The following is a 25,630-nucleotide window of genomic DNA, read 5'->3' as shown; positions in this document are numbered from 1 at the left end:
TTAACGGAAATTATCGGTGATTCAGGTTACAGACGGCTTACAGCATGCTTTCCCCAAATACCCAGATAAGCTGCGCGACGCCGGCCAGCAGCCCGAGTATGCCGCCTATCATGATCAGCTTGACTTCGTCTTCCTGAAAGCAGGGACGGAGCAAGGCCTGAAACTCCTCGGGCGAGAGCAGCATCATACGTTCCCGCATGATCGCCGCCACCGCAGTGGCTCTCGATTTGTTGAACAGGGGGTCATCAAAAGTCTCGTGAGAGAGTTTGATGGCCTGCTCACCGACCTGTTCGCGAAGTTTGGCAAAGCCAGCAGGGCCAAAGGCAATCTGAGTCAGGGGCTTGGTGATGCCAGCTGTTTCGTCCACAAGCGGCTTGACGTGCTTGCGGATGATGGCGCGCATGTGGCCTGACTGCGGACCATTGAGCATGAAATTGAGAATGTTGCCGACGGTCAGGATCTCCTGTGTAACGATATCGCAGAACACATTCGCCACTTCCGGCTGTCGCTTGAGAAACAGGCCCTGGACTGTGAATGGCCCAACCTTGACCGGTCTGACCGGGCGGAAAATGATGTTGAGTGCAATCCAGTTGGTCGCCCAGCCGACAATGAAGCCACACACCGGCAACACCCAGGAACTTGGATAGAAATACCAGGCGACCATCTGAAACAGGCCGAAGATAAAGCCGAACACGAAGCCACTGTTGATGATGAAGCGAAACTCCGCTTCGCCACACTCCTGGAACAGCCTGTTGAGCAGCTCTCGGTCTTCTTCCAGGCAATCTGCCACCAGCTTCTTGAGATCCAGCAGCGTGTCGATCTGCAGACCGATGTCCGTGACGAGCTTGTCCACCAGGGATGGCGCACTCTTTCGCACGCGATCGTAGACGATCTTTCGTGCCCGCATCGGCAGGTTTTCCCACAGGGTCTGATGTTCCCGCGTCATGACATCGTCGACATACTCTTCGATTCGCGGCATCAGCGAATCGATGACGTGCTTGCTCAGCAGCTCAGGGTCGATTTGCTCGAATATCTCCGGAACGGTGCCCAGTTTGGCGATGGTGGCATCGACGCAGAGGTCAGCCATCTTGCGGGCCTTCGATGGAATGATGCCTTGCCAGCCCAGAAAAGGCGGGATGCCGACGAATTCCAGAGGTTTGAAGGTGAGTTTTACGGCGAGCCAGTTGGTTATCCAGCCAATCAGGGCAGCCACGACCGGGATGGAGGCGTATTGCAGCAGCTCCGCAGTGGAAAGGTCAGCAGGTGTCATGGGGTTTCAGGATGTCCTTTTCCTTTGAACAGCGAGCCCAGCCGTGCCTGAGCGCCTTCGAGCAGCGACAGCATGATGGGAATGGCAAATAGTATGAGTACAGTCGCGAAGGCCAGCCCAAAGGAGATGCTCGAGGCCATGGGAATCAGGAACTGAGCCTGCAACGAAGTTTCGAATAGTAACGGTAACAGGCCTGCAATAGTAGTCAGGGAAGTCAGAAGGACCGCCCGAAGCCGTTGACAGGTCGCTTCGACCAGCGCTGTCGCCACAGCCATGCCCTCCCGCCGCAGGTCCTGGTAGAAGCTGACGAGGATGATGGAATCATTCACCACGATGCCTGAGAGCGCAAAAAATCCGAACAGTGAAAGAATCGTCAGGTCGAGGCCCTGCAGCCAGTGGCCGAATACCGCACCGGTGAGGCCGAAGGGAATCGCAATCATGACCGCCAGCGGCCAGAGGTACGAGGAAAAGACCCAGGCCAGAATAAGGTACATCAGTGAGACGCCGAGAACCGCACCAAGCAGCATGTCATTGCCAGTATCCCGCTGTTCTTCGGCACGCCCCTGGAGTTCAAAGCGCAGGCCATAGTCAGCCGCAATGTCCGGCAGCTGGTCTTCAGCCAGACCCGTCAGTATGGTGTTGGCATTGGTGACCGAGGCATCGACATCCGCCGTGACATGAATGCCGAGCTTGCCGCCGGTGTGGCGCAGCACCTCGAGCCCCCGCCGGGGTTCGATGTTGACGACGTCGTCGAGGGGAACGGCAGCCCCTGAGGGCGTGATGATGGGGAAGGCCGCAAGTGTGCGATGGTAGTCGCGGGCGGCATCGCTGAGCATGATGCGGACTTCCACCTCTTCTTCGTCGTCATAATAGATCTGCAGCACCTGGCCGTCGAAAGCCGCCCGCAGCTGCGCACCTACTTCCGCGACGGACAGGCCCAGTGCTGCTCCGGCCGGTGTCAGACTATAGATCGACTGCTGTCGGCCGTAGGGCAGGTCGTCCTGAATGTTGCTGACGCCCTCGAAATTCCCCAGCACGTTGATGAGTTCACCCGCTGCCAGTTTGAGCGTTTCCGGCTGCGCGCCACTCAGGAAAATGTCGATGTCTTCACCGGGTGGGCCGCCGCGAGGGCTGGTCATCGAAATCTGTTCAATGCCCGCCGTTTCAGGCAAGGCTGCGCGCCAGGCGGCGATGAGTTCGGTATTCCTGACCTCGCGCTGGTCGGAGGAAATCAGTTCGGCCTGCACATTGGCATACTGCTCGCCGGTCTGGAAGCTTCGGCCACCATCGAAGGTCCCTTGTCCGAGGCGCACTACTGAGTGGTACACCAGGTCGGTATCCCCGCCCAGTTCCTGGTTCACCCGCTCAAGCGCGTGGTCCATCTCGATAGCGAAGGCTCTGACCTCATCTTCGTCAGCACTGGCGACGAACTTGACGCTGGCGGTGATGAGGGTGCTTTCAGGGGTGGGAAAGAAAGTGAACTTGATCTGCCCTGAAGCCAGCAATGAAATGCTCAATACGAAGCTGCACAGAATCATCGACAGGGTGAGCGCCCTGTGTCTGAGAGCGGCACTGACGAGAGGCCGGAACATCTTGTCGCGAAAGTGATTGAAGCCGGCGTCCAGCTTGAGGCGAAGCTTTCCCGGCTTGCGGTGTCGGTTCTTCGCGAACGAGCTTTCGAGGTGACCTGGCAGTATCAGGAAGCTTTCGATGAGCGAGGCGATGATCACACAGATGATGACGATCGGAATGGCCTTGAGAATGCTGCCGATGATGCCGCTGATCAGCATGAGCGGCAGAAAGGCCGCAATGGTAGTGAGCGATGATGACATGACCGGGACGAACATCCGTCGCGCGCCGCCCTCTGCTGCCTTCAGCGCGCTTTCGCCCTGAGTGTAGTGGGTGAGGGCGTCTTCACCGACGACGATGGCATCATCGACGATGATCCCGAGCGCCATGATCAGTGCGAACAGACTGACCATGTTGATGCTGCCACCGATGAGATACAGCACGAACAGCGTGCCCATGAAGCTGACCGGAATGCCGATGGCGACCCAGAAGGCCACGCGGCCATTGAGGAAAATAAACAGGATGGCGACGACCAGCACCAGCCCACCGAGACCATTTTTCAGCAGTAGATCGATACGCTCCTGAATGAGCACGTAGGCTTCGCTGAAGGGCAGGACTTCGATGCTGGGGGGCAGGGTGCCTTCGATATCCGCCAGCCAGGTCTGCAAAATGGCGGCGTTTTCGAGCGTGTCAGCGTTTTCGGTCCGCAGTAGCTTCATCAGGACTGCGGGCTTGTCGTTGTAGAGCACCTCCACCGTCTGATCCTTCGGCCGACGCTCGATGTCCGCGACATCGCCAAGACGCAGTTGTTCCCCGCTGGTGGTGGTGAGCAGCGCCAACTGACGGAAGCTCTCGGCATCACGCTTCTGCTCTAACGATCGCAGTTCGCGCGCAGCTTCCTTACGCCCTGTCGTACCTGCGGGAATGTCCTGGCTCTGATTGACGATCAGGCGGCCTATGGCTGGTAAGGGCCTTTGCAGATCGATGATTTCGGCGGTATCAAGCTGAATCGCCAGCTCCTCTTCCGGGAGGCCGGTAAATTCGATCTTGGCGATGCCGCGCTCGAGCAACTGGTCCTCCAGATCGCGAACCACGGCTCTGAGTTCTGTGAGCGAGCCTTCGGAAGTGACGATCAGCGTGGCGACGTCTTCATGACGATTGAACGTGCGTATTTGCGGATCTTCGGCCTCTGCAGGCAGGTTCCTGACGAGGCTCACCCTGTCCTTCACGTTGTCGAGGGCGATACTCATATTGCTGCCCTCTTCGTACTCGATGACGATGGAAGAGAAGCCACGTGCGGAAGTGCTGCGCATCTCCTTGACGTTATCGAGGTCCTGTAGCTCCTGCTCAAGGGGAGAGGTAATCGAACGCGCGACATCTTCGGCCGAGGCGCCGGGCCAGATGACCCTGACGGTGATGAAATCCAGCGCGAAGGTGGGGAAGAACTGGGTGTTGAGCTTGATGAGACCGACCACACCTGCCATCAGCATGATGATCATCAACAGGTTGGCCGCGACCTTGTGCTGGGCGAACAGTCCGATCAGGTCACTGCGGTGCTGGCCAGCGTTCTGAATCATCGTACGGCGGCCGGAGAATCGTTGCTTTCGCGCACCTTGACCAGCTGCCCGGTCGTCGCGGTCGGCAGTTGTGTGGCGACGACCTGCGCACCCTCCATATCGGCGGGCTCTGAGGCGCCAGCTGTATCGAAGCGGAAAATGACCTGTTCAAGCCCCTTTGGGCCGGTGAAGCGGCCCAGCCGCTGGATAGCCCGCGGCTGCATGCGTTTTTCTTCGACGATATAGACGGTATCATCGCCGTAAATTGCCGATTCAGGCACCGTGTAGACATTCTCCAACGGCGGCAGCAGTAGAACTACCGGGACGGCCTTGTTGACGGCGAACGGTGGTTCGTTCACGAAGGCGAAGAAAGCATCGATGCCCCCAGTGCTGGCATTGGTGCGTGCGGCCACCCGCTTGAGCAGCAATTCATGACGCTTGCCGTAGACCGTCGCCAGGGCGGTCGCCAGCGCATCACTGTCATCCAGGCGACCCGAAGCCAGTGCGCCCTGCACGGCTGGCACCCAGCGGTTGGGAATCTGGGCGCGAACCTCGAGGCTATCGAGCCCCACTAACTGGAGTAGCGGTTCTGATATATTGATGCGATCACCAGCCGCGACGGCGACAGAGGCGACCCGTGCATCGAAGGGTGCGAGCAATTCAACCTGTGCATAATCCAGTTCCGCCAGCGCCAGGAGGGCTTTGGCTCGATCCAGGCGAGCCTGGAGCTGGGCCAGCTGGTTCTCTGCGTTTTCTACGGCAAACTGACGGTTGATGAGGGCAAGCTGTTGCTGGGCCAGTGATGTCTGCGTCGCTTCGAGGCGTTCCTGCGAGGTGACATTCGAGCGTGTCAGGGATTCCTGTCGATTTACCGCTTTTTCGCTGAGCGCCAGCAGACGCTGTTCGGTCTTCAGTGCAGCGCGGTCGGCAGCCGCTCTGGCCTTCTGTTCAGCGATGAGGGCCTCGAGTTCAGCGACTTCGCTTTGACGTTGCGTCAGCGGTACCAGCGCTTCGGCTTCGTTGAAGCTGAGCAAGGGTTCGCCTGCCTTGACGCTGTCGCCCTCAAGTACATGCAGCGTCTCCACCGTCGCATTCAGCCGGCTGCGGATCTGCGTCTGCTGGGTTGATTCAATGATGCCGAGAAGCGGGATTTCAGGGGCGATGCTCTGATTTTCGAGTGTTCTCACGTCAACCGTGAAACTTGTTTCAACCACTTCCCGCTGCGGCGGTTGGCTGCGATTGGCGAACATGAGGTAGACGAGTGCCGCTGTGATGAGCACCAGCAGCAGCCCCCAGGGCCACAAACGTCTGCTGCGCTCAGGCATTCGAGCTGCCTCTGAGATCACCTGACTGCCATTGCAGGACCGTGAGTGCGGCGAGCGGTGCGGTCTCAGTGCGAAGTACTCTCGGGCCGAGCACCCAGGCGTGGTAGCCAGCTCTCAGTGCATCGTTCACCTCGTCATCACTGAAGCCGCCTTCCGGGCCAACCAGCAGGCAGGGATTGACGAGGCCGAATGCCGCAGGATCCAGACTGGATGCAGCCACATCGGCTGGGTGAAGAATATAGCCCTGATGACCTTCTTCCAGCCAGGGGTGCAGCTGAACGAAGGGCAGGATCGCCGGGACATCGCTGCGTCCACATTGCTCAGCCGCTGAAATGGCAATCTGTTGCCAGTGTCTGAGACGCTTGGCCTTGCGCTCGTCATCGAGCTTGACGTCGCAACGGCTGGTCAGCAGGGGCACGATACGGTGCACGCCGAGTTCAGTGGCCTTCTGAACGGCAAAATCCATTCGATCGCCTTTGGATACGCCCTGAACCAGCGTGACCCGACAGGGGGAGGGTGGCAGACCGGGTAGTTCGTTTTGCAGCTGCACACTCAAGCTGCGTTTTGAACCCGTACCAATGATCGCCTCGAACTCTGAGCCGAGACCGTCGAAGAGCACGATGCCATCGCCTTCACGAAGGCGAAGCACGGTAGCGAGATAATGCGCGGACTGGCCGCTGAGCTGGAGCTGTCTGTCCGGCTGGGCCATGGTCGCCGCAAGGCCGCCATGCTCAGCTGGATCGATATAGATTCGTGAGGTTCTCATGCGATGCGATTGGTAATCCTGAAGCGACTGCCTGTTGAGCGTGCCCCAGTCTACCGTGCGATCGTCAGGGAAAACATCCCCAGCTTCATCAGGATGGGTCGATCAGGTTCTCCCTAGCTGTTCCCAGCCCAGATCCGAAAAGTAGGGGCCAGTGGTAGCCTCCGAGAATTTGATGTCGTTATGACGCCTGCTGCCTGTGTTTGAGATGGTACGCCCACTGTTCTGAACGTTTGATCAGGGCTTTCAAGCTTTGCTTCATCTTTTCTTCCATGGGATATGACGAAAGGGAGATCTTCGTGGGGTGGCTGCACAGTACCTGCTCATGGCGACAAGGGTATCAGCCCTATATGCCGCCCATTGAAACGATATACTCATCTCCAGGACAACCTTCCGGTTTCAGCTATACTCGCTGCTGAATGAAAAACTGAGAGTGCGTTCACTTCTTTATGATAACTGACCTCAATAGATGGCTTCTCCTTGTTCTGCTCATGATGCTGAGCAGCAGCGTATTAGCCGCCAATGTTGAGGGTGCCGGCGTGGTGGCTGAACGAATGCGTGAAAAGGTGGCCAGTACGCCAGTCCAGTGGGAAGGTAATACTATTACCCTGACTGTCAGCATTGGCGTGTCGTCAACCGTCCCCAAGGCGCATGATGAAATGAACGGACTGATCAAGTCGGCAGACGACGCGCTCTACGCTGCGAAAGATGCTGGCCGCAATCGAGTCATGTTGTCGGCTAACCAGGAAGAGGGAGGGTTCGACATTACGCCGGTGTAGTGTGCAATGCCTGCCTTCAAGAGCCACTGATACTATCCGCGCTCCCGTTCCATGAGTACAAGCATCATCAGGCCGAGGAGGATGCTTTGCTCTTCCTGTTCAGACAGTGTTTCATGGCGCTCAACCATAAAGCGGCCCTCGAAGAATGCCGGCTGCTTGGTCATACGCGCCACGGTCCTGTCATTCTGGATCACGTTGTAACTGGGGTGCAGAAAGTAGCCGGTGAGGAAGCCCAGCACGGGCACATTACCCAGCACACTGTCGATCATCTTGGTCCAGGGGTTCGCCTCACTGATCGTGAAGCTGATCGCATCTGCGGCGTCATAGACTTCATAAGTTGCGCGCCAGAGTGAACGCATGCCCCGGCGTTTCACGCTACCGACCTTGGTGCCATCGGCACTACGAAAGTTGAATCTGGTGGAAATATCAATAATCCGGTCGGCCTTGATCTCGTAGTCGATCTGCTGCTTGTCCGAATTCGCGTAGACGGTCACCGCTTCCTTGAGCTTGAACAGTTTTTGCTGCACATAGGCAAGCTCTTTGCCTCGAGCGTCCGTGACCGAAAGTTGCGGGGCAAAGGCGAGTATCTTGAACGTGAACTGCAGGGGGAAATTCATCGAAACAGCGACTACGAAGTCTTGTCTCGCAGACTGACCCAGCGATGTTTGAAGACCAACAAAGCACTCAGATGTGACTGGATAAGCGCTTTCATGCGTTTTCCGGGGAAGGAGGCCGACCTGATAAAGGTGTTGATAGCGTTCTTGTAGTCTTCCTGAGCCATATATCGTCTACCCAGGTTATATAGCTTGGAAGACAGCGCGAGTTTGACCGACTCAGCATATTCTCGATGGTGCTGATTTTCTGACAAGTGGGTCTCCAATACCTTGATGTCGCCCAATGTCTGCATCAGAACATATTTGTTAACGTCAGCATTGACATCATGTAAGCCAAGAATCGTGTGCACATCATCAAAATAGAAAATTCCGAAATGTCGTGCTACGCGCAAGGAGAAATCGAAGTCCTGACATCTTCTGAATCTGACATCCCATTCACCTACCTTATTTAATGCTCTCTTGCTGACGACAACAGTGGATGGATAAACCGGGAAGCCTCTCAACAGGAGATTCAGTGATTGGCGCTGACTGAATTTGTAGCAGTTATCCACACCGCGGACAGCTTTCGCCTTTTCCAGGAAGCTCTCCTTGAACCAAGGGAAAAAAGTGCTATTTCTTGCAGAGTATTCGGAAGGAGAGGCCGTAGGCCAGGCGCGTCTCAAGTCTGTAAACAGAAAGTCGACAGTGGCCGCATTCAAGACACGCTCTACCTCAGACAGATGGGTGTCAAGCCACCAGTCGTCCGAGTCCAGGTAGGCGATATAGTCGCCCTTTGCAGCATCGCTGCCAGTTTGGCGTGCCTTGGCGCTCCCCTGGTTTTCCTGAACGATCAACTTGACATCGTGGCCATAGGCCGATACGAGTCGGCTGGTGTCATCGGAAGAGCCATCATCAACGACGATGATCTCATCCGCTGGTCGTCGCTGCTGACACACGCTGTCCAGGCAGGACTGAATGGTGTTGGCAGCATTATAGGCGGGAATTACAACAGTTATCTTTGCCATGAGAAATTATTATTCTCCAGTTGTTATAGCAGGTCTTTCTGGCAGGCTAATAAACTCTGTTGACCCATCTGCAAATATAATATAATCGAAACAACAGCTAACATTAGCCAGTGCTGATGTAAAGATATAATCTGTAAAGATATGCAATAATGCCGTGACGGACTACATCCGTAATTAATCATCCCTCTAATTATGCAAATAGTGCAAGCAATATCATCAGGTTCTGGTGGCCAGGCTGATATCGAAGAACACGAAGTCAAAACTGCTCCGATAATAGGCGGCAGATATAAATTCAGCTATATACCAGTATAATTAATGCGAGAACCGCAGAGCCTGATAGCCACGGCTCGATGATGCGGAACTGTCAGGCATTCAATACGCAGCGATTTTCGTGCCAGATCTCACGCCCACCTGCTCCAGCCAGGCAGTCATGACATCAAAATGGCCGCCCAGCGCCCACGCTTACTGAGCTCCTTGTCAGCCCAGTTTTTTATAGGCCTGAAGCTGCTGCCAGAAGCGAATCAGGGAAAAGCCGGGCCGGAGCTGGTTTTCGAGCTTCTCAAGGTACTGAAATTTCGCACTTTTTGAAAATTTTACAATAGAGGGGCCGTGTAGGTTAGGGTCGCCAAGTGCCTTGAAGTTATCGAGGTGTTCAAGGACCTGCTCAGTGGACTTTGCGAACCAGCATCCCTCAAAAACTTCTGAATAAATGACATACCTGCTGCGAGCGAGTGCTTCGAGCACCATGCGTGGCATGCCGTCGTGTTCGGTCACGCGCAGCAGGAGGCCGACTCGGGACCAGATATCCCGAAGGTCATCTATCCATCCGAGGCTGGTCACATTGGGGTAATGGGCCAGGGCATGGGACTCATCGGCGATGACCAGGAACTCGAGGTCTGGATTTGCTTCTATGGCGGCGATCAGAACGGCTTCGCCGTAAAAAGCTCTCCGGTGAGTCGGTAGATAGGTCAGCACACCCTTTGGCAGCGGGGACGGAGCATTATCTGGTAGTGCGCTGAAATCACAAAAAGAGGGTACATATTCAGCCTCTATTCCAATGTCCCGTAACTCGGTGACCAGGTGAGGAGACACGGCGATATTCAGGTCCACCGCCGCGTCGACCTCTCTGGCCACCTGCATGGTGTGCTGAGACTCGAGACAGTTCAGTACGTCTGTACCTACCCACCATCGCACCGCACTACAGCCAAGCAGTTTGGCACGATACAACTGGCGCTGAAGATACCGACCATCACCATTGTCGTAGCGATTGAAGACGAGGATCTGACTGCGCAGCGCATAATTCAGCCATTGATAAGGGTCGTCAGTCATCGACAGGTCAGCAGGGTAGACCTTGACCCCCAGGCTTCGCAGTTCGCGCGCAAGCCCGTTGATCGGCTCCGAGGGATCGTTGTGTCCTGGAGAAACGAACACGCGTTTGAGCGCTACCGGTTTTGCTGTTTCAAGTGGTGCTGATGCGTCCATCCTGTTCATCCTTTTGCTCCTGCCGGTCGCAGACCTTTCAAGACACGTAGCGCTTTCAACACGCCGAAAGACCTCATCAACATATGGCGAACCGGCCAGGACCTGGGCGCCAGGAACAGCGCCTGCAACGACAGGCGCCTCGCGGCCTGCCTGTCCTGCCATTCATCTACCAGCCCCCGGCGGGCAGTCTCGATGAGGAAAAGGTGAGCGACGCCGGCCAGACGCATCTGTTTGCCATGTTTTCTGTAGAACTGCGCCCGCGCCTCGAGGTTAGCCTGAATGTTGAGCGAACGCCGCTCCTGGTTCTGCTGCCCATCCGACTGCTCACGAAAATCGTTGTAACGAACGAGCGGTGTGCTCACACACTCGATCCTGTAATAGCGGCTCACGCGCAGCCAATAGTCGTAATCTTCGATCGCAGGCAGTGTCTCGTCAAAAAAGCCAACGTTGGTGATCACATTGCGTCGCATCAAGGCGCTGGCCGGCGCGCCATGCAGAATGTTCCTGATCAGCAGCTCCTGGTAGAGATCACCATGCGCAGAGGGCGTATCTATCGTGCGGCTACCGTTATCGGTAATCGTTTCCGTGCCAGTGTAGACAAGACCCACCTCCGGAGCGGCGGCCTCGAGTAGACTCACCTGCAGCGCCAGCTTCTGAGGGAACCATTCATCATCATCGTCGAGAAAGGCGACGAAAGGTGCCCGGGCCTCACGCAGTCCACGGTTGCGAGCAGCGGCGACACCCCGGTTTTCGGGCTGACGAATATAACGCAGGCGAGGATCCTGAATCGCGGCGACCACCGAAGCCGGATCGTCTTTTGAGCAGTCATCGATAATGAGCACTTCGAAGTCTTCAAAGGTTTGCTGTAGAACGCCACGAATTGTGCGTTGCAGAAGATGCGCCCGGTTGTACACCGGAATAATGACGCTGACGGTGGGGCGTTGAATAGCCGTTGTCTGAACGCTATCGTCGCTATTGATGGCGCTCGAGAGCTCACGGGCCTCATCCAGTCCAAAGCTGATCTCTTCGACCTGGTCACGTGGCGGAGCAGCCGCGGGTCTTGATGGTGCTGCGCTGCTCCGAAAATCCTCCGCTCGAGCCATCGCACGACTCAGTATTGAAGGCGCGTACTCCTGGCTTTTTGTGCGGGCGTAATGGCTCAGACCATCGAAACGATCTGCCGCCTCGGCAGACAGCAGCAGAAAAGCCCGCCTGATCGATGCACGATACGGTTCGATGCGTCCCGACTCTTCCAGCATTCGTGCAATTTTCTCGATCACCCGAACTCGACCTTTCAGGCCGTCGAAGCTGTGTCGTTTGCCGCTCAGGGAGGTCTGGCCATCGGGCAGCTTGCGGTAATAGGCGGTACCGGCATCAGTTTCGATCAAGCTGACGCCGTCGACCAGCGCGCGCATGACGAGATCACCATCCTGATTGGAGGTGGCTTCTTCATCCCATCCGCCAATATCAGTGTAGGCCTGTCGTGACCAGAGCATTGCACACGGTGGGTAATACCATCCGGTCAGCCAGCCGCTCAAGGCATCCTGATCAGCCTTTCGAGGGGCGCAGGTGGCGGGCAGGCTGAGCCATTTCTCGTCCTGAAGTTCGAGGCGCCGCCATGGGCAAGCGGCAATGGCGCCGGGATTGGCTGCTAAGGCGGTCGCAAGGGCTTCAAGCGCATCCGGCGCCAACACGTCATCAGCGTCGAGAAACATCAGGGCGTTAGCGCTGGTGAGCGCTGCGCCGATGTTGCGAGTACGGGGCGCGTTACTTGACCTTTCGCTGTGCACCCTGATGAGGCCAGGGAAGGCGGCTTCATATTCCCGCGCAATGGCCAGGCTGCCGTCGGTGGAGCCATCGTCGATAACTACGATCTCGGCAGCTGGATATGTCTGCGCCAGTACCGAGCCTATGGTCTGAGCGAGATAGGCCTCAGCATTGAAGCATGGGATGACCACGGCAATGCTCAAATCCGTGTCCTTCATGCGATCTCCTGAACGAACTGTGCTACCAATCTATTTTTTTCCCAAGCAGAGTAAATAACGTCTGATTGTGGGGTTCAAAATACTCTTCAAGATAACTGATAACTTCTGAGGGCACTGGTTCTCTGTTGCCGACATTCTTTTTGGGAAAGTCGATGTCACCGGTCATTCTTTCCAAGCCCAGGAACTCATAGACCTTATTGGTGACGGCTTCCGGATCGCGTAGCAGCTCGTTATTCCCAAGTATCAGCACCTGCTTCCTGTCGAAGATGGTAAACAACCTGGACAGGTGGTCCGCGTAACGTCCCCGGAGTTTATAGGAGGCATGAAGGTAAGTCTCCAGACCTTCCGGACTAGCCATATCCGAGTCATTTATCCGCTCCTCCTCAGCCGTCAAGGCATCGAAGAGCGGCAAGTACTCCCGACCCATTTTGATCTCATGATGATAATGGGATATCGCCCGCTGAACGGGATCGCGCAGGAGGACGATGAGCCGCGCATTCGGAATGGTTCGCTGAATCCGCTCCGCCGCGCCTGGGGCAAAGAGGTATTCAGGACAGCCCTCACCAGTGATCTGGTGTTCCGTCAGGTTCTTTCGCAAGGGGAAATGGGCTCGATACCATCCAAGTCCTTTTCGATGCCCAATGTTGAAGAAATGGATTTCCTTTCTCAATGGTGAGGCAATCATTGGATGGCGTTGCAGGTAATAGAACAGGCTCGATGTGCCCGACTTCATTTCGCCGATGATCAGAAATTCAGGCAGTGCCCTGAACGGGGCAGTCAGACGATGCAGCCAGAACTTTTTAGACCGTTTGAGACGCTTGTCATCAAGACGGGGTTTCAAGGGATGCTTCATACGACTGCGCTGGCTCCGGATAATTCCGTGGCCTGATCAGTGGAAAATCTTTCCAGCTGCTCGAAGGTCTTCTTCACCGCCGCAGGGTCGACCCGTAGATCCTTTTCCAGTGGGTGAACGTCGCCGATGGAGGTCGCCGGAATCAGCCAATAGTGATGCCCCATCGCAGCGGCCAGTGCATAAAAGTTCGGGTTCGGGAAGCTCAAATCCGCCATCTCGACAATATGAGTGCCTTTCTGACAGAAAATCATGTTGGTCAAGCCAGCCCCGTGAGGCGCTGCAAGGACGGCGGTTTCGCGCATGAGCTTGACCTGATCCTCGAATGACAGGTCTTCCATGAACACGCGCTCGAAACCCAGCGGCTCCAGCAGCGGCCATATCTCGTCTTCATTCACCAGGCGCCGGCGAGCGGCTTGAAGACGACTGATGAAGACCTTCCTGTGCGGAGGCGGTGCATCATGAACCCCGAACGCGGCCGGGACCATCTGAAGTAGTTCTGGCCGAAAGCGGTCGGTGCCCAGTATGGTGAGTTCCTCGACGAAGAGCGGTCGCGTCGGGTCGTAGGTCTGAAACTCTTCCGGCTTCAATCCCAGCATGCGAAGTGAACCATCGATGGCATCGGTACGCTCAGGCGGTAAAATCACCTGATCGAGCAGGCCCTTCTCACGCAACAGCAGCAGTCTCGGCAGATGGGCGGTCAGCCAATGTGAATGGTTGTGATATACCCGCTCGATGAACCAGGTGGCCTTCTTGAGGCGGGCTGGCTTCGGCGAACGGAACAGCGTGCTGGCATGCAGGGGGCGGAAGCGCAGTTCGCGCATGTCGAAGGCACGGGAATCCTTGTTGAGTATGGCCGGATAAAAATCGTCTTTCTTGGCGGGGTCCTTGTACCAGGTGATGAGGCAATTGGGCACAGTCGCCAGGAAGGTTTCATGACTGATCCGCTCCGGAACGTCCCAGAAGGAATATCCCCACCAGCCCTGGTCATCGGGAAGCTGATCTCGCGAGCTGACATTGACCGGCAGGGCATTTTGCGCTCGATTCTCAGGATGCACGGTGTCATAGACGCCGGCATCCTCAGCGCCAGACTGTCGCGCAAAATACTCCTGGACCGTCTCGCGTTGGATCCCCTTGTAGGCGAACCACGCTGGAGAAAGGCCTCTGGCGATGCTGGCTCGGGCTATTCCCAGTAGCACATCTGCAATCCCGTTGCGCACCTTGCCAGCGCCGCGCCGTCCGACAGAAGCCAGCTTGCGTCCCTGTTTTCCTGAAGCGTCGGTGACTTCGATGAGGGCGGCCGCCGCTCGCCCCGCCAGTCGCGCGTTCGACGAGCGGGTAGGCTCGTAGCCATGGGCGCGCATGGCGTCACCACATCGACCCTCGATCATGGCCACTTCGGCAGCAGTCAGGTCACTTTTCCATTTGTCGAGCGAATCAGCGGATATGGGCGCTTTGCTCCGCTCAATATGTTCCTGTCGCCACGCCTGCATCTGTGCCGGCTGCACCTGATCAGCTGGCAAGGTGTCATCGTTACGCTGATCCATGATGGATGCCTCGAAATCCTCTTCCAGGAAGTCGAAGATCGAGCGCATTTCTGCCTCCGGATTGCGAACGAGGTCTTCATAAATAACCTTGCGAAACCTGGGATCATCGGCATAAGGCGCGAAGCGCTGTTCGAAATTATCCACCCAGTCATTCGCGAAAAATACCAGCTCCTGCTCCCGATTCCCGGTGAAGAGTCCGTGGCGCAGTGAGCGTGGGGTCAATCTCTTTTTTACATACCAGGTCTTGAGCTGAGAGGCGATGACGGCTCGAGGGTCGCGTTGAGTGAACAGGAAGCGTGCATCCGGAAACCATTCGAGCAGGGTGGGAATGAACGCGGAATGACCGGGCGTCTTTTCGCCGATCCGTGCGACGCCAGCCTTTTCCTGATAGGCCATCAGCACCGATTGAAAAATCGTCCTGAAGGAAAAGTCGCCGCTGCGCTCTATCAACTCACGGCAGCGTTCAGGGGCCACCTCGAGATCCCGGAATCGTAGCCAGGAAGTATAGTCCGCCCAATACGCCTCGAAATCCCGAGGAGCGCCCTCGCTCAAGCCCCATCTGCGGGCGTGGGCCAGAAAGTGAGTCTCCGGGGTCACTGCGATTCGTGAATGCGCCGATAATAGGCTGCGCAAGAGGGTGGTGCCTGAGCGACCGGGCCCAAGAATGAAAATTGGGCTATTGCCCGTCTTTTTTGGATCTGCCACGGTGTTCCTCTGTTCGTCCAATGATTGAGTTCGCGACCAACGCCGGCTTTGCGTGGCGATGAAGCCTGGCGCTGGTCTGCTCCATTATTCGGTCGTGCGCGCCATCATCTCCCTGAAGTGATCGTTCCTGTCGACAAGCTCTTTGTAGGCGCCAATATCTTCCAGTTCACCGGCTGCCATCAGAATGATCTTGTCGGACATCTTGATGGAGGCTGGTCGATGAGAAATGACCAGGATGATGAGATCCTTCTTGAGGGAATTTAGCGTCATCATCAGCTTGTGTTCAGACTCCATGTCCAGGGCGCTGGTGGGTTCATCCAGCACCAGCAGGTCCGTTTCCTTGTATAGGGCTCTGGCGATACCAATCCGCTGCCTCTGTCCGCCGCTCAGCAGTTTTCCATCCTGCCCGAGGTGCGAATAGATGCCCTTCGGCAGTGAGTCCACAAACTCGTCGGCATTCGCCAAGGTAAGCGCGTGCCTGACCCGGTCCATGTCAATCTCGTCTTCCGGTACACCGAAGGCAACGTTGTTCACCACGTTGTCGTCAAGAATGAATATGGTTTGCGCCACGTAGCCTACCTTCTTGCGAAAGGAGGGCAGGTCGTCGCTCATGAGTGCCTTGTCATTGACGAGCAACTTGCCCGAGTGAAGCTTGAGCAGCCCCAGTATGACGTCGGCCAGCGTCGACTTGCCCGACCCCGAGTGGCCCACCAGGGAATAGATTTCACCACGGCGCAAAGTCAGCGATACGTCATGAATGGCGGGCGCGCCATCCTTGTTGTAGAAGAAATTGGCCCCCGATAATTCGACCTGATCGATGTTCATCGGTATCAGCGGTTTGCTGCCTTCCGGTGGCTCTGCCGGCTTTTCGTCCAGACTCTTCCTGACCACTCCGGCAACAGAGCCGTGCCCGCTCAGACTGGACACGGATTTGTAGACCTGTTGCATCGTAGGCAGCAGCTTGTAGCCCGCCAGCGCATAGATACTCAAGATGGGCACGACAGAGCGTATATCATCCTGCGTTGTCAGCAGCACCAGCGCGAGAATGAGAATGGCGCCGAACGAAATGGACTCTATGACAAATCTTGGCAATGAGCCCGATAACGCAATAAAGGCCTGTGACTTCAATCCTCTCACATTGACGGTGTTGTAACGATCGATATACCTGTGCTCTATGGAGTCGAGTTTGACGTCTTTTATGCCAATGAATGACTCTGACAGTATGCTCTGCACCAGGGTGTTTTTCTCCGAGATGATCGCGCCATGGTATGACAGTTTTTTTCGCAGGAATATATAAGTCAGCAGGTATGAGCCGCCAATAATGCCGCCGGCAATCACTGCGAGTAGCGGATTCAGAATCAGCAGGCCGATAAGGATAATGATCGCTATGAATAGCTGACTTGTGAGCACCAGGAAAGGTTGAAAGAGCATGTAAACAAACCTGGGCACCTGCGCAGATACTACGGCGATCCTCTTGTTATAGTTTCCTGTCTTGTGAAAAAGGTAGTCCTTGAAGAGAAAGTTCTTGTAGATCTTCTGCTGCAGGCTGCTGCCGAGTGACACCGAAAACCGGAAGGTCAGCCACATTGTCAGGGCTGCCACGGTATTGGAGAGCAGAATCATGATGAGAGAGCCCAGCGCAGTGGCCATGATGAAATGAAGGTCGCTCTCGAAACCAAATTGCTGGTATAGAGAAGACAGGATGTCGTTGTTGTGAATGATGTCCGGATTGGACAGGATTGCGATGAATGGTCCTATACTGGCAATACCGATAACTTCGAAGAAGGCGGCTATCAAAAAAACAAATTGCAGGGCTATACATTTTCTTTTCATTGGGCCGTCGAGCACAGACAAGACGGTTTTGATGACGTTCAATATATACATGTTCAGACTCTGGTATATCCTGCTTGCAATCGCCCGCTCACGTGAATCTTGGCGGGTCGACATTCAGGGCGCTTCGTGGACACTCCCTCAGCGCACGACTGAGAAAGCGGTAAACCCAAGTGGTCAAGAAAGTCAACCGGCTACGTTAACCCAAAGGGTAGTAACATTCAAACTACAGCATCACAACTTGAGCCAGTGGTCCCGGTAAGCGTGTTGATGGCCGTGCACAACGGTGCCCGGTATCTGCCATCGACGCTGGCCAGTTTGGCCGCACTGAAGACGCCCCCTGGAGGCGTGCAATACGTTCTCGTAGACGATGGCAGTACGGATGAGAGCGCTGACCTGCTCGAGACCTTTGTGCGCGAGCAGAACGGCCTCGACGAGCGATCTGCCGTGTGTATACGGCGCTCTGCCTCGGGAGGGCTTTCTTCGGCACTCAATCTCGGCCTCGAACACTGTAGTGCGGAGCTCATCGCCCGGGCTGATGCCGACGATCTCTACGTCCCTGACCGACTGCTGACTCAGTTCGCGGCCATGCAGGCGCGACCTGAGCTCGCCGCGCTGTCCTGTGGGTTCCGCAAAATCGACCAGAACGACCAGCCGCTCAAACTCAGGACACCTGAGCAGGGTCCCGACTGGCTCGCGTTCCAGATGATGTTCATGAATTCGTTGCTTCATCCAGGCGTCATGTTCAGAAAGAGTGTGATATTGGCGGTGGGTGCATACGATCCGGCTTACTGGACGGCTCAGGATAGCGACCTCTGGGCACGTCTCGTTTCGGCGGGCTACTCGGTGGACAATATCCCGGATTGCCTGGTCGATTATCGCGTCCATGTCAGCTCCGTGACAGGCAGCCGCGGCGCAAAGGGCCGTCAACTCAGCCTCACTGTTCCAGGGCGATTACAGGAAGCCTATCTTGGCAAGCTGCCGCCTGGGCACGACATTCAGTCTACCGTCGACCTGTACCAGGGCTTCTGCCGCATGGAACCTGCGCAACTCGCAGCCGGGCTGGATGGATTGCGACGAATCGAAAGCCATGCGGTGGAACGTGAGACAGCGGCCATATTGGCGCGCTTCCGGGCGCGGATCAGCCGGACCAGCCTGATGCATGCGCGATGGATGAGACGGCGAGCGCCGCTACTGGCCTTGAAACTCTATGTTCAGGCACGACGCTGGCGGGCAGGATCGCGGCGACTTTCTTCATGTGAGGGCGGCACCCGCTCGGTGAGATCGTAGGTTTTCTCGCAACAGCTCAGCCATCGGCCTCGAAATTATCGGTGGACTTCATTTTCAGGAACATGGGTGGGATCTTACCTACTCGCTATTGGCTACGGCTGAAGAGCTTCTTGAAAAGGTGGGCATTGCCACCTTCATCTACGGCCTTCTTAATTACATAGTCCAGCAGTTTGCCAGTCTTGACGTGCAAGTCAGCGCTTGATGGGGGCCAAAGCCAGCCTTTCTCCGGTTGAAGCTTAGCGGAAAGAAGAGCGGCGTCTATACTTCCTGCAACTCACGCATATCAAAGATTGATATAGCGTTCTCACAAGGCTTGCAAGCGAAGGGGGTGGATTGATTCCGTTTGGCAGAACGAGGGTGGCTCTGGTTCTCAGCGTACTCAGTGCACTCTGCATCCTCATCGTCGCCAGCGCTTCTGCGTCTTCAAATGCATTGACTGTTGAAAGATTCGACGCCGCCTCCAGCGAGGCACAGCGGCCACTACACGACTACCTGTATTATCAGCTCGATAAGCAGCAGTCGGACGGGAGCGTCCCGCAAACCCTCGACGACCTGAAGCAGGCGAGTTCGGCACCATGGCAGCTCAACGGAACAAAAGCTCTTAATTTCGGTTTCGAGTCAGGTACGCTCTGGCTGCGAGTTCAGCTGTTTAACAGTAGCGATCGGCCCATCGAGCGCATCGTCAGCATTGACCACCCGATACTCGACCACATTGAATACTACCGCGTTCAGGACGGCGCTATTGTCGAACACGTCGGTACGGGCGACCATAGTCCTTTATCCACCCGCTTGATCAATAGTCGCTTCTTCAGCTTTCCGATGTGGCTGGGGCCGGGCGACGAGACGACACTCTATTTCAGAATTCGTTCGCAAAGCTCCATGCAAACCCCTGTGACGATCTCGGCCCCGAAACACTTCTACGAACATGCGCAGGCCGACATTCTCAAGCACGCCCTTTATTTCGGCGTTATGCTTGCCATGCTGCTTTATAACTTCTTTCTTTTTCTATCTCTGCGCGAAAGTGTTTATCTGTTTTACATACTGTTCGTTCTCGGAACGCTGTTCACGCAAATGTCCATCACGGGTCTGTGGGCGCAATTCTTCTTTCCTGAACTAGCCGCCATTCAGGATCACATCTTCAGATTCTCTGTACCCACAATGGTAATATCTGCCGGTCTCTTCACGGTGACCTTCCTGCGGCTGGATATACATGCACCGAAACTGTACCAATGGTTCATGGGCCTTGCTGCAGCTACTGCCTGCATTTTCCTGATAGCCCTGTTTGGTGAATACAAGACGGTGATCCTGGCATCCGTCGTCGTCCTCTTTGCAACATTCCTGAGCTGCATGCTGACTGGCCCTTACATGTGGCTGAAGGGCAGCACGCTGGCTCGCTACTACACCATTGCCTGGGTTGGCGTCTTGCTGGCCATCCTGTTTTTTACCCTGGCCGTGTTCGATGTCATTCCACGTTCGGCGTGGACCGAGAATAGCCCGCCGTTATTTTCGGCGCTCGAGGCCATATTGCTGTCCTTTGCCCTGGCAGATCGCCTGACCCAGGAGCGAAGGCAACGGTCTGAATCACAGCTGGCCTTACTGGCGGAAACCGAGCAACGACGTGCGGCAGAGGCTGGTCTACTTCGACAGGCGCTCTATCATCACCGTCTGCAGATACCCAATCGTGCCTACCTTGAATCATGGTATCAACAGCAGGAGTCTATAGAGGCTCGTTTTGCCATCTGTCTCATCCATTTCTCCCGTTTTCACGAGGTGAACAAGACGCTCGGACACACTGAAGCAGACCAGGTTCTTCAACTGTTGTGTCAGAGGCTCGAGGCACAGGCGGCTGCGTTGCCGGGCATCGTGTCGCTGAGTACGGAAGAGAAGCAGTTTATCTGTAGTATAGAAGGGGCGTCGTTCGCGCTGGGTCTACGGTTACCTGCTATACCGGTCAACAGCGAAGACCCGACATTAGGCCCAGCATTGACAACGGCCATGGACAAGTTCGTGCTGGAATTATCCGAGCCATGCGCTTCGGGGGAGCTCGTTATTGAAGTAGGCGCGCTTACCGGGATCGCCCTGTTGCCTGACCATGGGCTGGAGATCGAGCCGCTGTTGCAAAAAGCGCAAATCGCCGTCGATGCCTGCTCGCGTCTGAACACCCTCTACTCGCTCTATAGCGAGCAAATCAATCCCTATAGCGAACGCCGGCTCAGCCTGGCTGGCGACCTTCGTAAGGCAATTAAGGAGAACTCACTCTCGCTGGCGTTTCAGCCCAAGATCACGGCACACGCCTTGTCGATTGATTCGGTAGAAGCCCTGCTTCGGTGGCAACACCCTCAGCATGGATTCATAGGACCAGACGAATTCATTCCTGTTGCTGAACAGACGGGAATCATCCATGCGCTGACAGAATGGGTGCTGGACGAAGCCTTGCGCAGTATCGCCACCCTTCGGAAGCAGGGCTTTCATATCACAGTGGCTATCAATATCTCGGCCGTAAATCTACGCGACCGGGACTTTGCCAGCAAGGTCAAACGCTCGCTCAATCGCTAGGACCTGCCGCCAGGCGCGCTCATTCTGGAAGTCACAGAAACAGCCATGATGAGTGATCCTGACCGGGCCTTGGCAGTGCTGCACGCCCTGCACAAGATGGCCGTCGGCTTGTCTATCGATGACTTTGGTACAGGCTATTCTTCGCTCGCGTACATCAAGCGGCTCCCTGTTCAGGAGATCAAGCTGGATCGCTCCTTTGTGATGAATCTGGACCAGGCCACAGGCGGCGATCAGGTGATCGTTGAAACGAGTATTCGGATGGCGCACGCGTTGGCGCTGAAAATCGTGGCCGAAGGTGTTGAAACGAAGAATACTTTCGACATCCTCACCAGCATGGGCTGTGACGTTCTGCAGGGCTATTACATGAGCAGGCCGATCCCGTTTGAAGCACTTCAATGCATGCTCAGGGAGACGGAGGGTGTCTTCAGGCATCCACAGGTTTGAGTTTTCAGCCAACTTCCTCTGGGCAGTGCGCTCGTTCAACCCTCATTAAACAATATCCTGTTTGAAAACGGATCCACCACTTCAAACATCCTGTCACCCCAGGTCGCGGTGGTGATTTCCGGCCTGGAATATCTGTAACCACGCGAGGTAATTTCGTGGTGCAGGGCCTCGAGCTCATCGGTTTTCACGAAGGTCTTCGAACCTGGCGTGCAGTCCCCTGAATGTTCGCTCAGGTGGAAGACCAGATCACCTCTGGATACCTGCATGTAGATAGGGAAGTCGGCCTCGAAGCGGTGCTCCCAATCCAGAGACATGCCCAGGAAATCCAGGTAAAAAGCTTTGGCCTGCGCCTCATCGAAAATTCGTATGATCGGGATTGCTTTAAATCGCATAAATGCTCACTTCGTCAAAGGCGTTTGTTGTCTCAGGGCTGAATCGTCCAGAACTTTCTTGATGAATGACCACTTATTCCGGGTATATGCCTCTCGATCAGACGCCATTTCAGCCGCCAAAGTTCGCTTCAGAAGCTCGTAGTCCTCGACTACTTGCGGATTTGACCGGAGAATATCTAGGAACCTGATGCGCTCTTTCCACAGCGGGCTTCCATACGGTATCAGGTGTAAGTGGTGCGTACGAAAATCCGGCGAGGGCTTACAAAACCAATGCATCTGGTCTGGCTTGTAGGGGTAGTAGCAGTACCCACTCCTTTGCAGAACGTCAATCGCGCCACTTGAAGCCTTGAGGTGTTCGACGCCAAACATGATGTCGATGATCGGCTTTGCGATCATGCCCCGCACAGCAGTGCTGCCGACGTGCTCAACTGAACCACACAGCCAACCTCGTAAGCAAGAAGCTCTTTTCCTGCTCGAAAAGCTCCGGCCACTTGGGGTTGTATGATTGCAGCTCAACTTTCATAGGTGCTCTATGCCAACAACAACCATCAAAGCTTCTGAACGATCAGATAAGTGTGTAGCTCCGGGTGCTGATCGTACTCCAGATGTCTGCAGGCACATCCGAGGCGAATGATTAATTCAAGGAATCCATTTGTGCCCAGGCTCGAGTAATACATCTCTGGTCCCATGAAGTTATCGGTATGATCGCCGGGTTCATCCGTACCACCGAAAGAAAAAATAAGCACACCGCCTGGGTTAAGGCTCGACACCAACTTGCCTATCACCTGCTCTTGCTGCTCCAGCGGTATATGCCAGATGCTATCCCAAGCCGTGATGAAGTCATATTTGTTCGGAATCACCCACTCGCAGATGTTCTGATGATGGAAGTTCACGTCTGGGTGACGTTCTCGAGCCAGGAGCACCATTCTCACGGAAATATCCACGCCTTCAGGTGAAAACCCTTCACTCATGAGCAGATCGATAAACCTTCCGGTGCAGCCGCAGCCGACATCGAGCGCCTGGCCTCTATTTTTCGAAAACCTGATAGCCCGCTTATGGGCCTCGATACCATTTGCTCGATTGAAACTTTCACTCTCCCATAGATGGGTGATCCGGTCATAGGAGAGGCCAGTTGTTTTTGGGTTCATGGTCTAGGACCGATACGTTCAGATTCTGAATTTATTGTAGCGCCTCATAGCATAAATGAGAATGGATCGTGTTATCATTCGCAAAAGTGCTGTTCCATAGCAAGAGGAAGCTAGTAAACATGGGCGCAAATACTGGTATATCGAAAGCCGCAGTGAATCCAAAAGCCGCAGGCAAAGGCAGCGGCGCTGTGTTCGACACGCTGCATCGGCTCGTCCTGAGTCTGCTCGGGAGCTATTGCTTTACCTGGGGCTTCGTCGCGTTCGGTATAGCCGGCTTGGTGACATTGGGTGTGAGCTTTCATGGCGCCGAGCATCTTATGATGATGCTGGCCTTCCTGCTTATCGTTCCCGTCTTCCTGTGGGCCTTCGTTACCCCCGATCTTCGCCGGGTATGGATTGTACTTGCTGGCGGTGCGATTGGTATGACGGCTACGGCCTGGCTACTCCAACTTCTTCTCATCGACTAGGAGCGCATCGTGCAGAACAGTTTTCGTCAGGCAATGGCCTGGCTTCACACCTGGTACGGTCTGGTGCTCGGCTACGTGCTCATTGTGGCGTTTTTCTTTGGAGCATTGTCGGTGTTTGATCGTGAGATCGATCGCTGGGCCATTCCGGATACTCGATTCGAGCCGCAGGTCATGCCCTCGTACGATGGGATGCTCAAGGACGTGTACGAACGCCTGAAACCTCATCCTGATGACTGGGCTTTCACTGAAATGCGCGTTGTGGGTCCAATGCCGGATCCAGATACGCTGACTTTGACGAGCCTCTACGCGTACACCACGCATCGTGACCCCTTGCTACAGATCGGTGGCGAATTTGCCATTCCCAATCGTCTCAAGGACAGCGCGGACGATCACGCACACGTTCACGGCTGGACGACGATTGACCCTCGCAGCGGAGAAATGCTGCCGGACGATCAGCTGAAGATTGGTAGCGAATGGTTCTATCCGATGCATTATGGCCTGCACCTGGGCTGGAACAATCTTGGCTATTGGCTTGTCGGACTATCCGCTTTCACCATGCTGATCGCGCTGGTCACCGGCATCGTGATGCATCGCAAGATCTTCAAGGAGTTCTTCACCTTCCGGCCGTGGAAGCGTACCCAGCGCAGTACACTGGATCTCCACAATCTGACCGGTGTTGTCGGTACGCCGTTCCATCTTTTTTTCGCCTTTACCGGACTGATCATCTTTGCCAGTTTCATCTACTTTCCCGCCGGGAGTTCGCTCCTCAAACCGCTGCATGACCAGGGAGAAGTACTGGAATCCGCTGAGACGGGTCTTCCCCTCGAGCCCGCCGGGGTGCCTGCTCCGATGGCCTCGGTCGATGTCATGGTCAGCGAGGCCAAACGCATGTGGGCAGAACGTGACATGGCTGGCGAAGTGGGTTTGCTGACGATTAATCATCGCAACGACATCAATGGCTATGTCTCGGTGTATCGGGCTGGCAGCGATCGGGTCGCGCTTGTGGGTGAGGGGATTCACTTCAAGGCCAGTACCGGAGATCTGTTACGAGAGGATCCGCCTCGCTCGGTCGTCGACGAGATCAACGAGTTCCTCACGGGGCTCCATTTACAGCATTTCGAACATTGGCTATTGCGCTGGCTCTATGTCTTCGGTGGTCTAATCGGCTGTGTCTGTATTGCCACTGGCTTTATATTCTTCGTTGAAAAACGTAAGCGGAAGCATGCGGAGAAGGGCAGCCAGGGCGCGAGAATTGTCGATGCACTGGCCGTTGCGACTTGCACGGGCATGGTAATCGCTGCGGTCGGTATGCTGGTGGTGAACAGGCTATTACCGGCAGGTATGGAAGGCAGAGGTGACTGGGAAGCCGCATCGTTCTGGGGGTTCTGGCTGCTGGCCTTTGCGCACGCGGTCTTCCGTAGTGCCCCGGTAGCGCGCAATTTACTCAACCCCGCATGGCGTGAACAGTGCTATGCCATCGCAGCCCTTGGTGTGGCCGCCGTCGTATTGAACTGGTTGACCACCGGGGATCACCTGATCAAGACCATTTTTCTGGAGACTTACTGGCCAGTGGCCGGGGTGGATCTGAGCCTGCTCGCGACCTCGGCACTGTCTCTGTTTGCGGCTCGCAAGCTGGCTGCGCGCGAGTATGCCCAGCAACCTTCGAACGTGTCGTTCGAGGCAGGAGACGTGGCTCATGTCTGAATCATTATATCTGTTAGCCGCCTTCATCAGCGCCTTTACCGGCATGGCCTGGCTTGCGCTCGCGATGCCGGTCCACTGGCATCAGGTGCATGAGCAAGGCAAAACCCGACCGGCGACTTCTGCGATGCGTGGCACTGGCAGTGTAATGCTCATATTGGCAGGGGTATTTTGCCTGCTGGCGGATCATGCATCCATGGCTGTACTGGTCTGGTTCATGCTACTGACCCTGTCAGCCGTCTTGGTGGCCTGGCTATTAGCCAGACGGCCAGCGCTCTTTCGATTGTTCTGTTTCGGCAGGTTTTCAGTTGCTTCAGACACCTGATTGTGTCTCGGCCGCCAGAATAAACCTG

19 protein-coding genes and 1 pseudogene are annotated in these 25,630 nt (G+C 55.6%); 6 read left to right on the top strand and 14 right to left on the bottom strand.

What is annotated here, in order from left to right; all coding sequences use genetic code 11:
- Nucleotides 1-37: 37 nt before the first annotated feature.
- Genes ABD735_RS16805 through ABD735_RS16790 form a run of 4 tightly spaced genes read right to left on the bottom strand, consistent with a single transcriptional unit; the run spans nucleotide 38 to nucleotide 6,486 of the window.
- Entirely contained in the window at nucleotides 38-1,270 is a 1,233-nt protein-coding gene (locus ABD735_RS16805) for a DUF445 domain-containing protein (protein WP_344808604.1), read from the bottom strand.
- Entirely contained in the window at nucleotides 1,267-4,416 is a 3,150-nt protein-coding gene (locus ABD735_RS16800; RefSeq protein WP_344808602.1) for an efflux RND transporter permease subunit, read from the bottom strand. Before ABD735_RS16800 ends, ABD735_RS16805 begins: the two co-directional genes overlap by 4 nt.
- Nucleotides 4,413-5,720, bottom strand: a complete 1,308-nt coding sequence (locus ABD735_RS16795; protein ID WP_344808600.1) for an efflux RND transporter periplasmic adaptor subunit — start codon at nucleotides 5,718-5,720, stop codon at nucleotides 4,413-4,415. Before ABD735_RS16795 ends, ABD735_RS16800 begins: the two co-directional genes overlap by 4 nt.
- The gene (locus tag ABD735_RS16790; protein WP_344808598.1) at nucleotides 5,713-6,486 is read right to left on the bottom strand and encodes a 16S rRNA (uracil(1498)-N(3))-methyltransferase; all 774 of its coding nucleotides are present in this window, start codon (nucleotides 6,484-6,486) and stop codon (nucleotides 5,713-5,715) included. Before ABD735_RS16790 ends, ABD735_RS16795 begins: the two co-directional genes overlap by 8 nt.
- A gap of 488 nt (nucleotides 6,487-6,974) precedes the next feature.
- Between ABD735_RS16790 and ABD735_RS16785 the strand changes: the two genes are divergently transcribed.
- The gene (locus ABD735_RS16785; protein ID WP_344808596.1) at nucleotides 6,975-7,262 is read left to right on the top strand and encodes a GGDEF domain-containing protein; all 288 of its coding nucleotides are present in this window, start codon (nucleotides 6,975-6,977) and stop codon (nucleotides 7,260-7,262) included.
- A gap of 32 nt (nucleotides 7,263-7,294) precedes the next feature.
- Here ABD735_RS16785 and ABD735_RS16780 read toward each other — a convergent pair whose 3' ends face one another.
- The 7 genes from ABD735_RS16780 to ABD735_RS16750 all read right to left on the bottom strand — a co-directional run bounded on the left by ABD735_RS16780 (nucleotide 7,295) and on the right by ABD735_RS16750 (nucleotide 17,333).
- Nucleotides 7,295-7,879: an LURP-one-related family protein gene (locus ABD735_RS16780; RefSeq protein WP_344808594.1), complete on the bottom strand. Its 585-nt coding sequence runs from the start codon at nucleotides 7,877-7,879 to the stop codon at nucleotides 7,295-7,297.
- Between the two features lie 11 nt (nucleotides 7,880-7,890).
- Nucleotides 7,891-8,880 (bottom strand): glycosyltransferase family 2 protein, encoded by a 990-nt coding sequence (locus ABD735_RS16775; protein ID WP_344808592.1) that lies wholly within the window; start codon nucleotides 8,878-8,880, stop codon nucleotides 7,891-7,893.
- A gap of 477 nt (nucleotides 8,881-9,357) precedes the next feature.
- Nucleotides 9,358-10,371, bottom strand: coding sequence for a glycosyltransferase family protein (locus ABD735_RS16770; protein ID WP_344808590.1), 1,014 nt, complete (start codon nucleotides 10,369-10,371; stop codon nucleotides 9,358-9,360).
- Nucleotides 10,368-12,347: a glycosyltransferase family 2 protein gene (locus ABD735_RS16765; RefSeq protein WP_344808588.1), complete on the bottom strand. Its 1,980-nt coding sequence runs from the start codon at nucleotides 12,345-12,347 to the stop codon at nucleotides 10,368-10,370. Before ABD735_RS16765 ends, ABD735_RS16770 begins: the two co-directional genes overlap by 4 nt.
- A gap of 22 nt (nucleotides 12,348-12,369) precedes the next feature.
- On the bottom strand, nucleotides 12,370-13,200 hold the full coding sequence (locus ABD735_RS16760; protein ID WP_344808586.1) for a sulfotransferase family protein: 831 nt from the start codon (nucleotides 13,198-13,200) through the stop codon (nucleotides 12,370-12,372).
- Nucleotides 13,197-15,449 carry a sulfotransferase gene (locus ABD735_RS16755; RefSeq protein ID WP_344808584.1) on the bottom strand — a complete coding sequence of 751 codons (2,253 nt, stop codon included), beginning with the start codon at nucleotides 15,447-15,449 and terminating at the stop codon, nucleotides 13,197-13,199. The genes ABD735_RS16760 and ABD735_RS16755 overlap by 4 nt, the downstream gene beginning before the upstream one ends.
- Nucleotides 15,450-15,533: 84 nt before the next feature.
- Nucleotides 15,534-17,333, bottom strand: coding sequence for an ABC transporter ATP-binding protein (locus ABD735_RS16750; protein ID WP_344808582.1), 1,800 nt, complete (start codon nucleotides 17,331-17,333; stop codon nucleotides 15,534-15,536).
- 216 nt (nucleotides 17,334-17,549) lie between these two features.
- Here ABD735_RS16750 and ABD735_RS16745 point away from each other — a divergent pair, with 216 nt between their 5' ends.
- A complete protein-coding gene (locus ABD735_RS16745; RefSeq protein WP_344808580.1) occupies nucleotides 17,550-18,569 on the top strand; it encodes a glycosyltransferase in 1,020 nt (339 codons plus the stop codon).
- Nucleotides 18,570-18,926: 357 nt separating this feature from the next.
- Nucleotides 18,927-21,569 (top strand): annotated as a pseudogene (locus ABD735_RS16740) (EAL domain-containing protein).
- 35 nt (nucleotides 21,570-21,604) lie between these two features.
- On the opposite strand, the gene ABD735_RS16735 reads toward ABD735_RS16740, so the two are convergent.
- Genes ABD735_RS16735 through ABD735_RS16730 form a run of 3 tightly spaced genes read right to left on the bottom strand, consistent with a single transcriptional unit; the run spans nucleotide 21,605 to nucleotide 23,109 of the window.
- Complete coding sequence (locus ABD735_RS16735) at nucleotides 21,605-21,961, bottom strand: glyoxalase superfamily protein (RefSeq protein WP_344808578.1); 357 nt, start codon at nucleotides 21,959-21,961, stop codon at nucleotides 21,605-21,607.
- A gap of 6 nt (nucleotides 21,962-21,967) precedes the next feature.
- Nucleotides 21,968-22,477, bottom strand: a complete 510-nt coding sequence (locus tag ABD735_RS20195; protein WP_425548624.1) for a GrpB family protein — start codon at nucleotides 22,475-22,477, stop codon at nucleotides 21,968-21,970.
- 32 nt (nucleotides 22,478-22,509) lie between these two features.
- Complete coding sequence (locus ABD735_RS16730) at nucleotides 22,510-23,109, bottom strand: class I SAM-dependent methyltransferase (protein ID WP_344808576.1); 600 nt, start codon at nucleotides 23,107-23,109, stop codon at nucleotides 22,510-22,512.
- 119 nt (nucleotides 23,110-23,228) lie between these two features.
- Between ABD735_RS16730 and ABD735_RS16725 the strand changes: the two genes are divergently transcribed.
- From ABD735_RS16725 to ABD735_RS16715, 3 genes are read left to right on the top strand one after another with little or no spacing between them, the layout of a single operon-like run.
- The gene (locus tag ABD735_RS16725) at nucleotides 23,229-23,576 is read left to right on the top strand and encodes an iron uptake protein (protein WP_344808574.1); all 348 of its coding nucleotides are present in this window, start codon (nucleotides 23,229-23,231) and stop codon (nucleotides 23,574-23,576) included.
- Nucleotides 23,577-23,585: 9 nt separating this feature from the next.
- Nucleotides 23,586-25,280 carry a PepSY-associated TM helix domain-containing protein gene (locus ABD735_RS16720; RefSeq protein WP_344808572.1) on the top strand — a complete coding sequence of 565 codons (1,695 nt, stop codon included), beginning with the start codon at nucleotides 23,586-23,588 and terminating at the stop codon, nucleotides 25,278-25,280.
- A complete protein-coding gene (locus tag ABD735_RS16715; RefSeq protein WP_344808570.1) occupies nucleotides 25,273-25,602 on the top strand; it encodes a DUF3325 domain-containing protein in 330 nt (109 codons plus the stop codon). Before ABD735_RS16720 ends, ABD735_RS16715 begins: the two co-directional genes overlap by 8 nt.
- Nucleotides 25,603-25,630: the final 28 nt, after the last annotated feature.

This window comes from Allohahella marinimesophila, assembly GCF_039538005.1.
Taxonomy (GTDB): Bacteria; Pseudomonadota; Gammaproteobacteria; order Pseudomonadales; family Oleiphilaceae; genus Allohahella; species Allohahella marinimesophila.
This window is presented reverse-complemented; position numbering and strand designations above follow the sequence as displayed.

Coding starts and splice junctions, on each gene's coding strand:
- ABD735_RS16805 (WP_344808604.1), bottom strand. CDS start 1,270: ATGACACCTGCTGACCTTTCCACTGCGGAGCTGCTGCAATACGCCTCC.
- ABD735_RS16800 (WP_344808602.1), bottom strand. CDS start 4,416: ATGATTCAGAACGCTGGCCAGCACCGCAGTGACCTGATCGGACTGTTC.
- ABD735_RS16795 (WP_344808600.1), bottom strand. CDS start 5,720: ATGCCTGAGCGCAGCAGACGTTTGTGGCCCTGGGGGCTGCTGCTGGTG.
- ABD735_RS16790 (WP_344808598.1), bottom strand. CDS start 6,486: ATGAGAACCTCACGAATCTATATCGATCCAGCTGAGCATGGCGGCCTT.
- ABD735_RS16785 (WP_344808596.1), top strand. CDS start 6,975: ATGATGCTGAGCAGCAGCGTATTAGCCGCCAATGTTGAGGGTGCCGGC.
- ABD735_RS16780 (WP_344808594.1), bottom strand. CDS start 7,879: ATGAATTTCCCCCTGCAGTTCACGTTCAAGATACTCGCCTTTGCCCCG.
- ABD735_RS16775 (WP_344808592.1), bottom strand. CDS start 8,880: ATGGCAAAGATAACTGTTGTAATTCCCGCCTATAATGCTGCCAACACC.
- ABD735_RS16770 (WP_344808590.1), bottom strand. CDS start 10,371: ATGAACAGGATGGACGCATCAGCACCACTTGAAACAGCAAAACCGGTA.
- ABD735_RS16765 (WP_344808588.1), bottom strand. CDS start 12,347: ATGAAGGACACGGATTTGAGCATTGCCGTGGTCATCCCATGCTTCAAT.
- ABD735_RS16760 (WP_344808586.1), bottom strand. CDS start 13,200: ATGAAGCATCCCTTGAAACCCCGTCTTGATGACAAGCGTCTCAAACGG.
- ABD735_RS16750 (WP_344808582.1), bottom strand. CDS start 17,333: ATGTATATATTGAACGTCATCAAAACCGTCTTGTCTGTGCTCGACGGC.
- ABD735_RS16745 (WP_344808580.1), top strand. CDS start 17,550: ATGGCCGTGCACAACGGTGCCCGGTATCTGCCATCGACGCTGGCCAGT.
- ABD735_RS16735 (WP_344808578.1), bottom strand. CDS start 21,961: ATGCGATTTAAAGCAATCCCGATCATACGAATTTTCGATGAGGCGCAG.
- ABD735_RS16730 (WP_344808576.1), bottom strand. CDS start 23,109: ATGAACCCAAAAACAACTGGCCTCTCCTATGACCGGATCACCCATCTA.
- ABD735_RS16725 (WP_344808574.1), top strand. CDS start 23,229: ATGGGCGCAAATACTGGTATATCGAAAGCCGCAGTGAATCCAAAAGCC.
- ABD735_RS16715 (WP_344808570.1), top strand. CDS start 25,273: ATGTCTGAATCATTATATCTGTTAGCCGCCTTCATCAGCGCCTTTACC.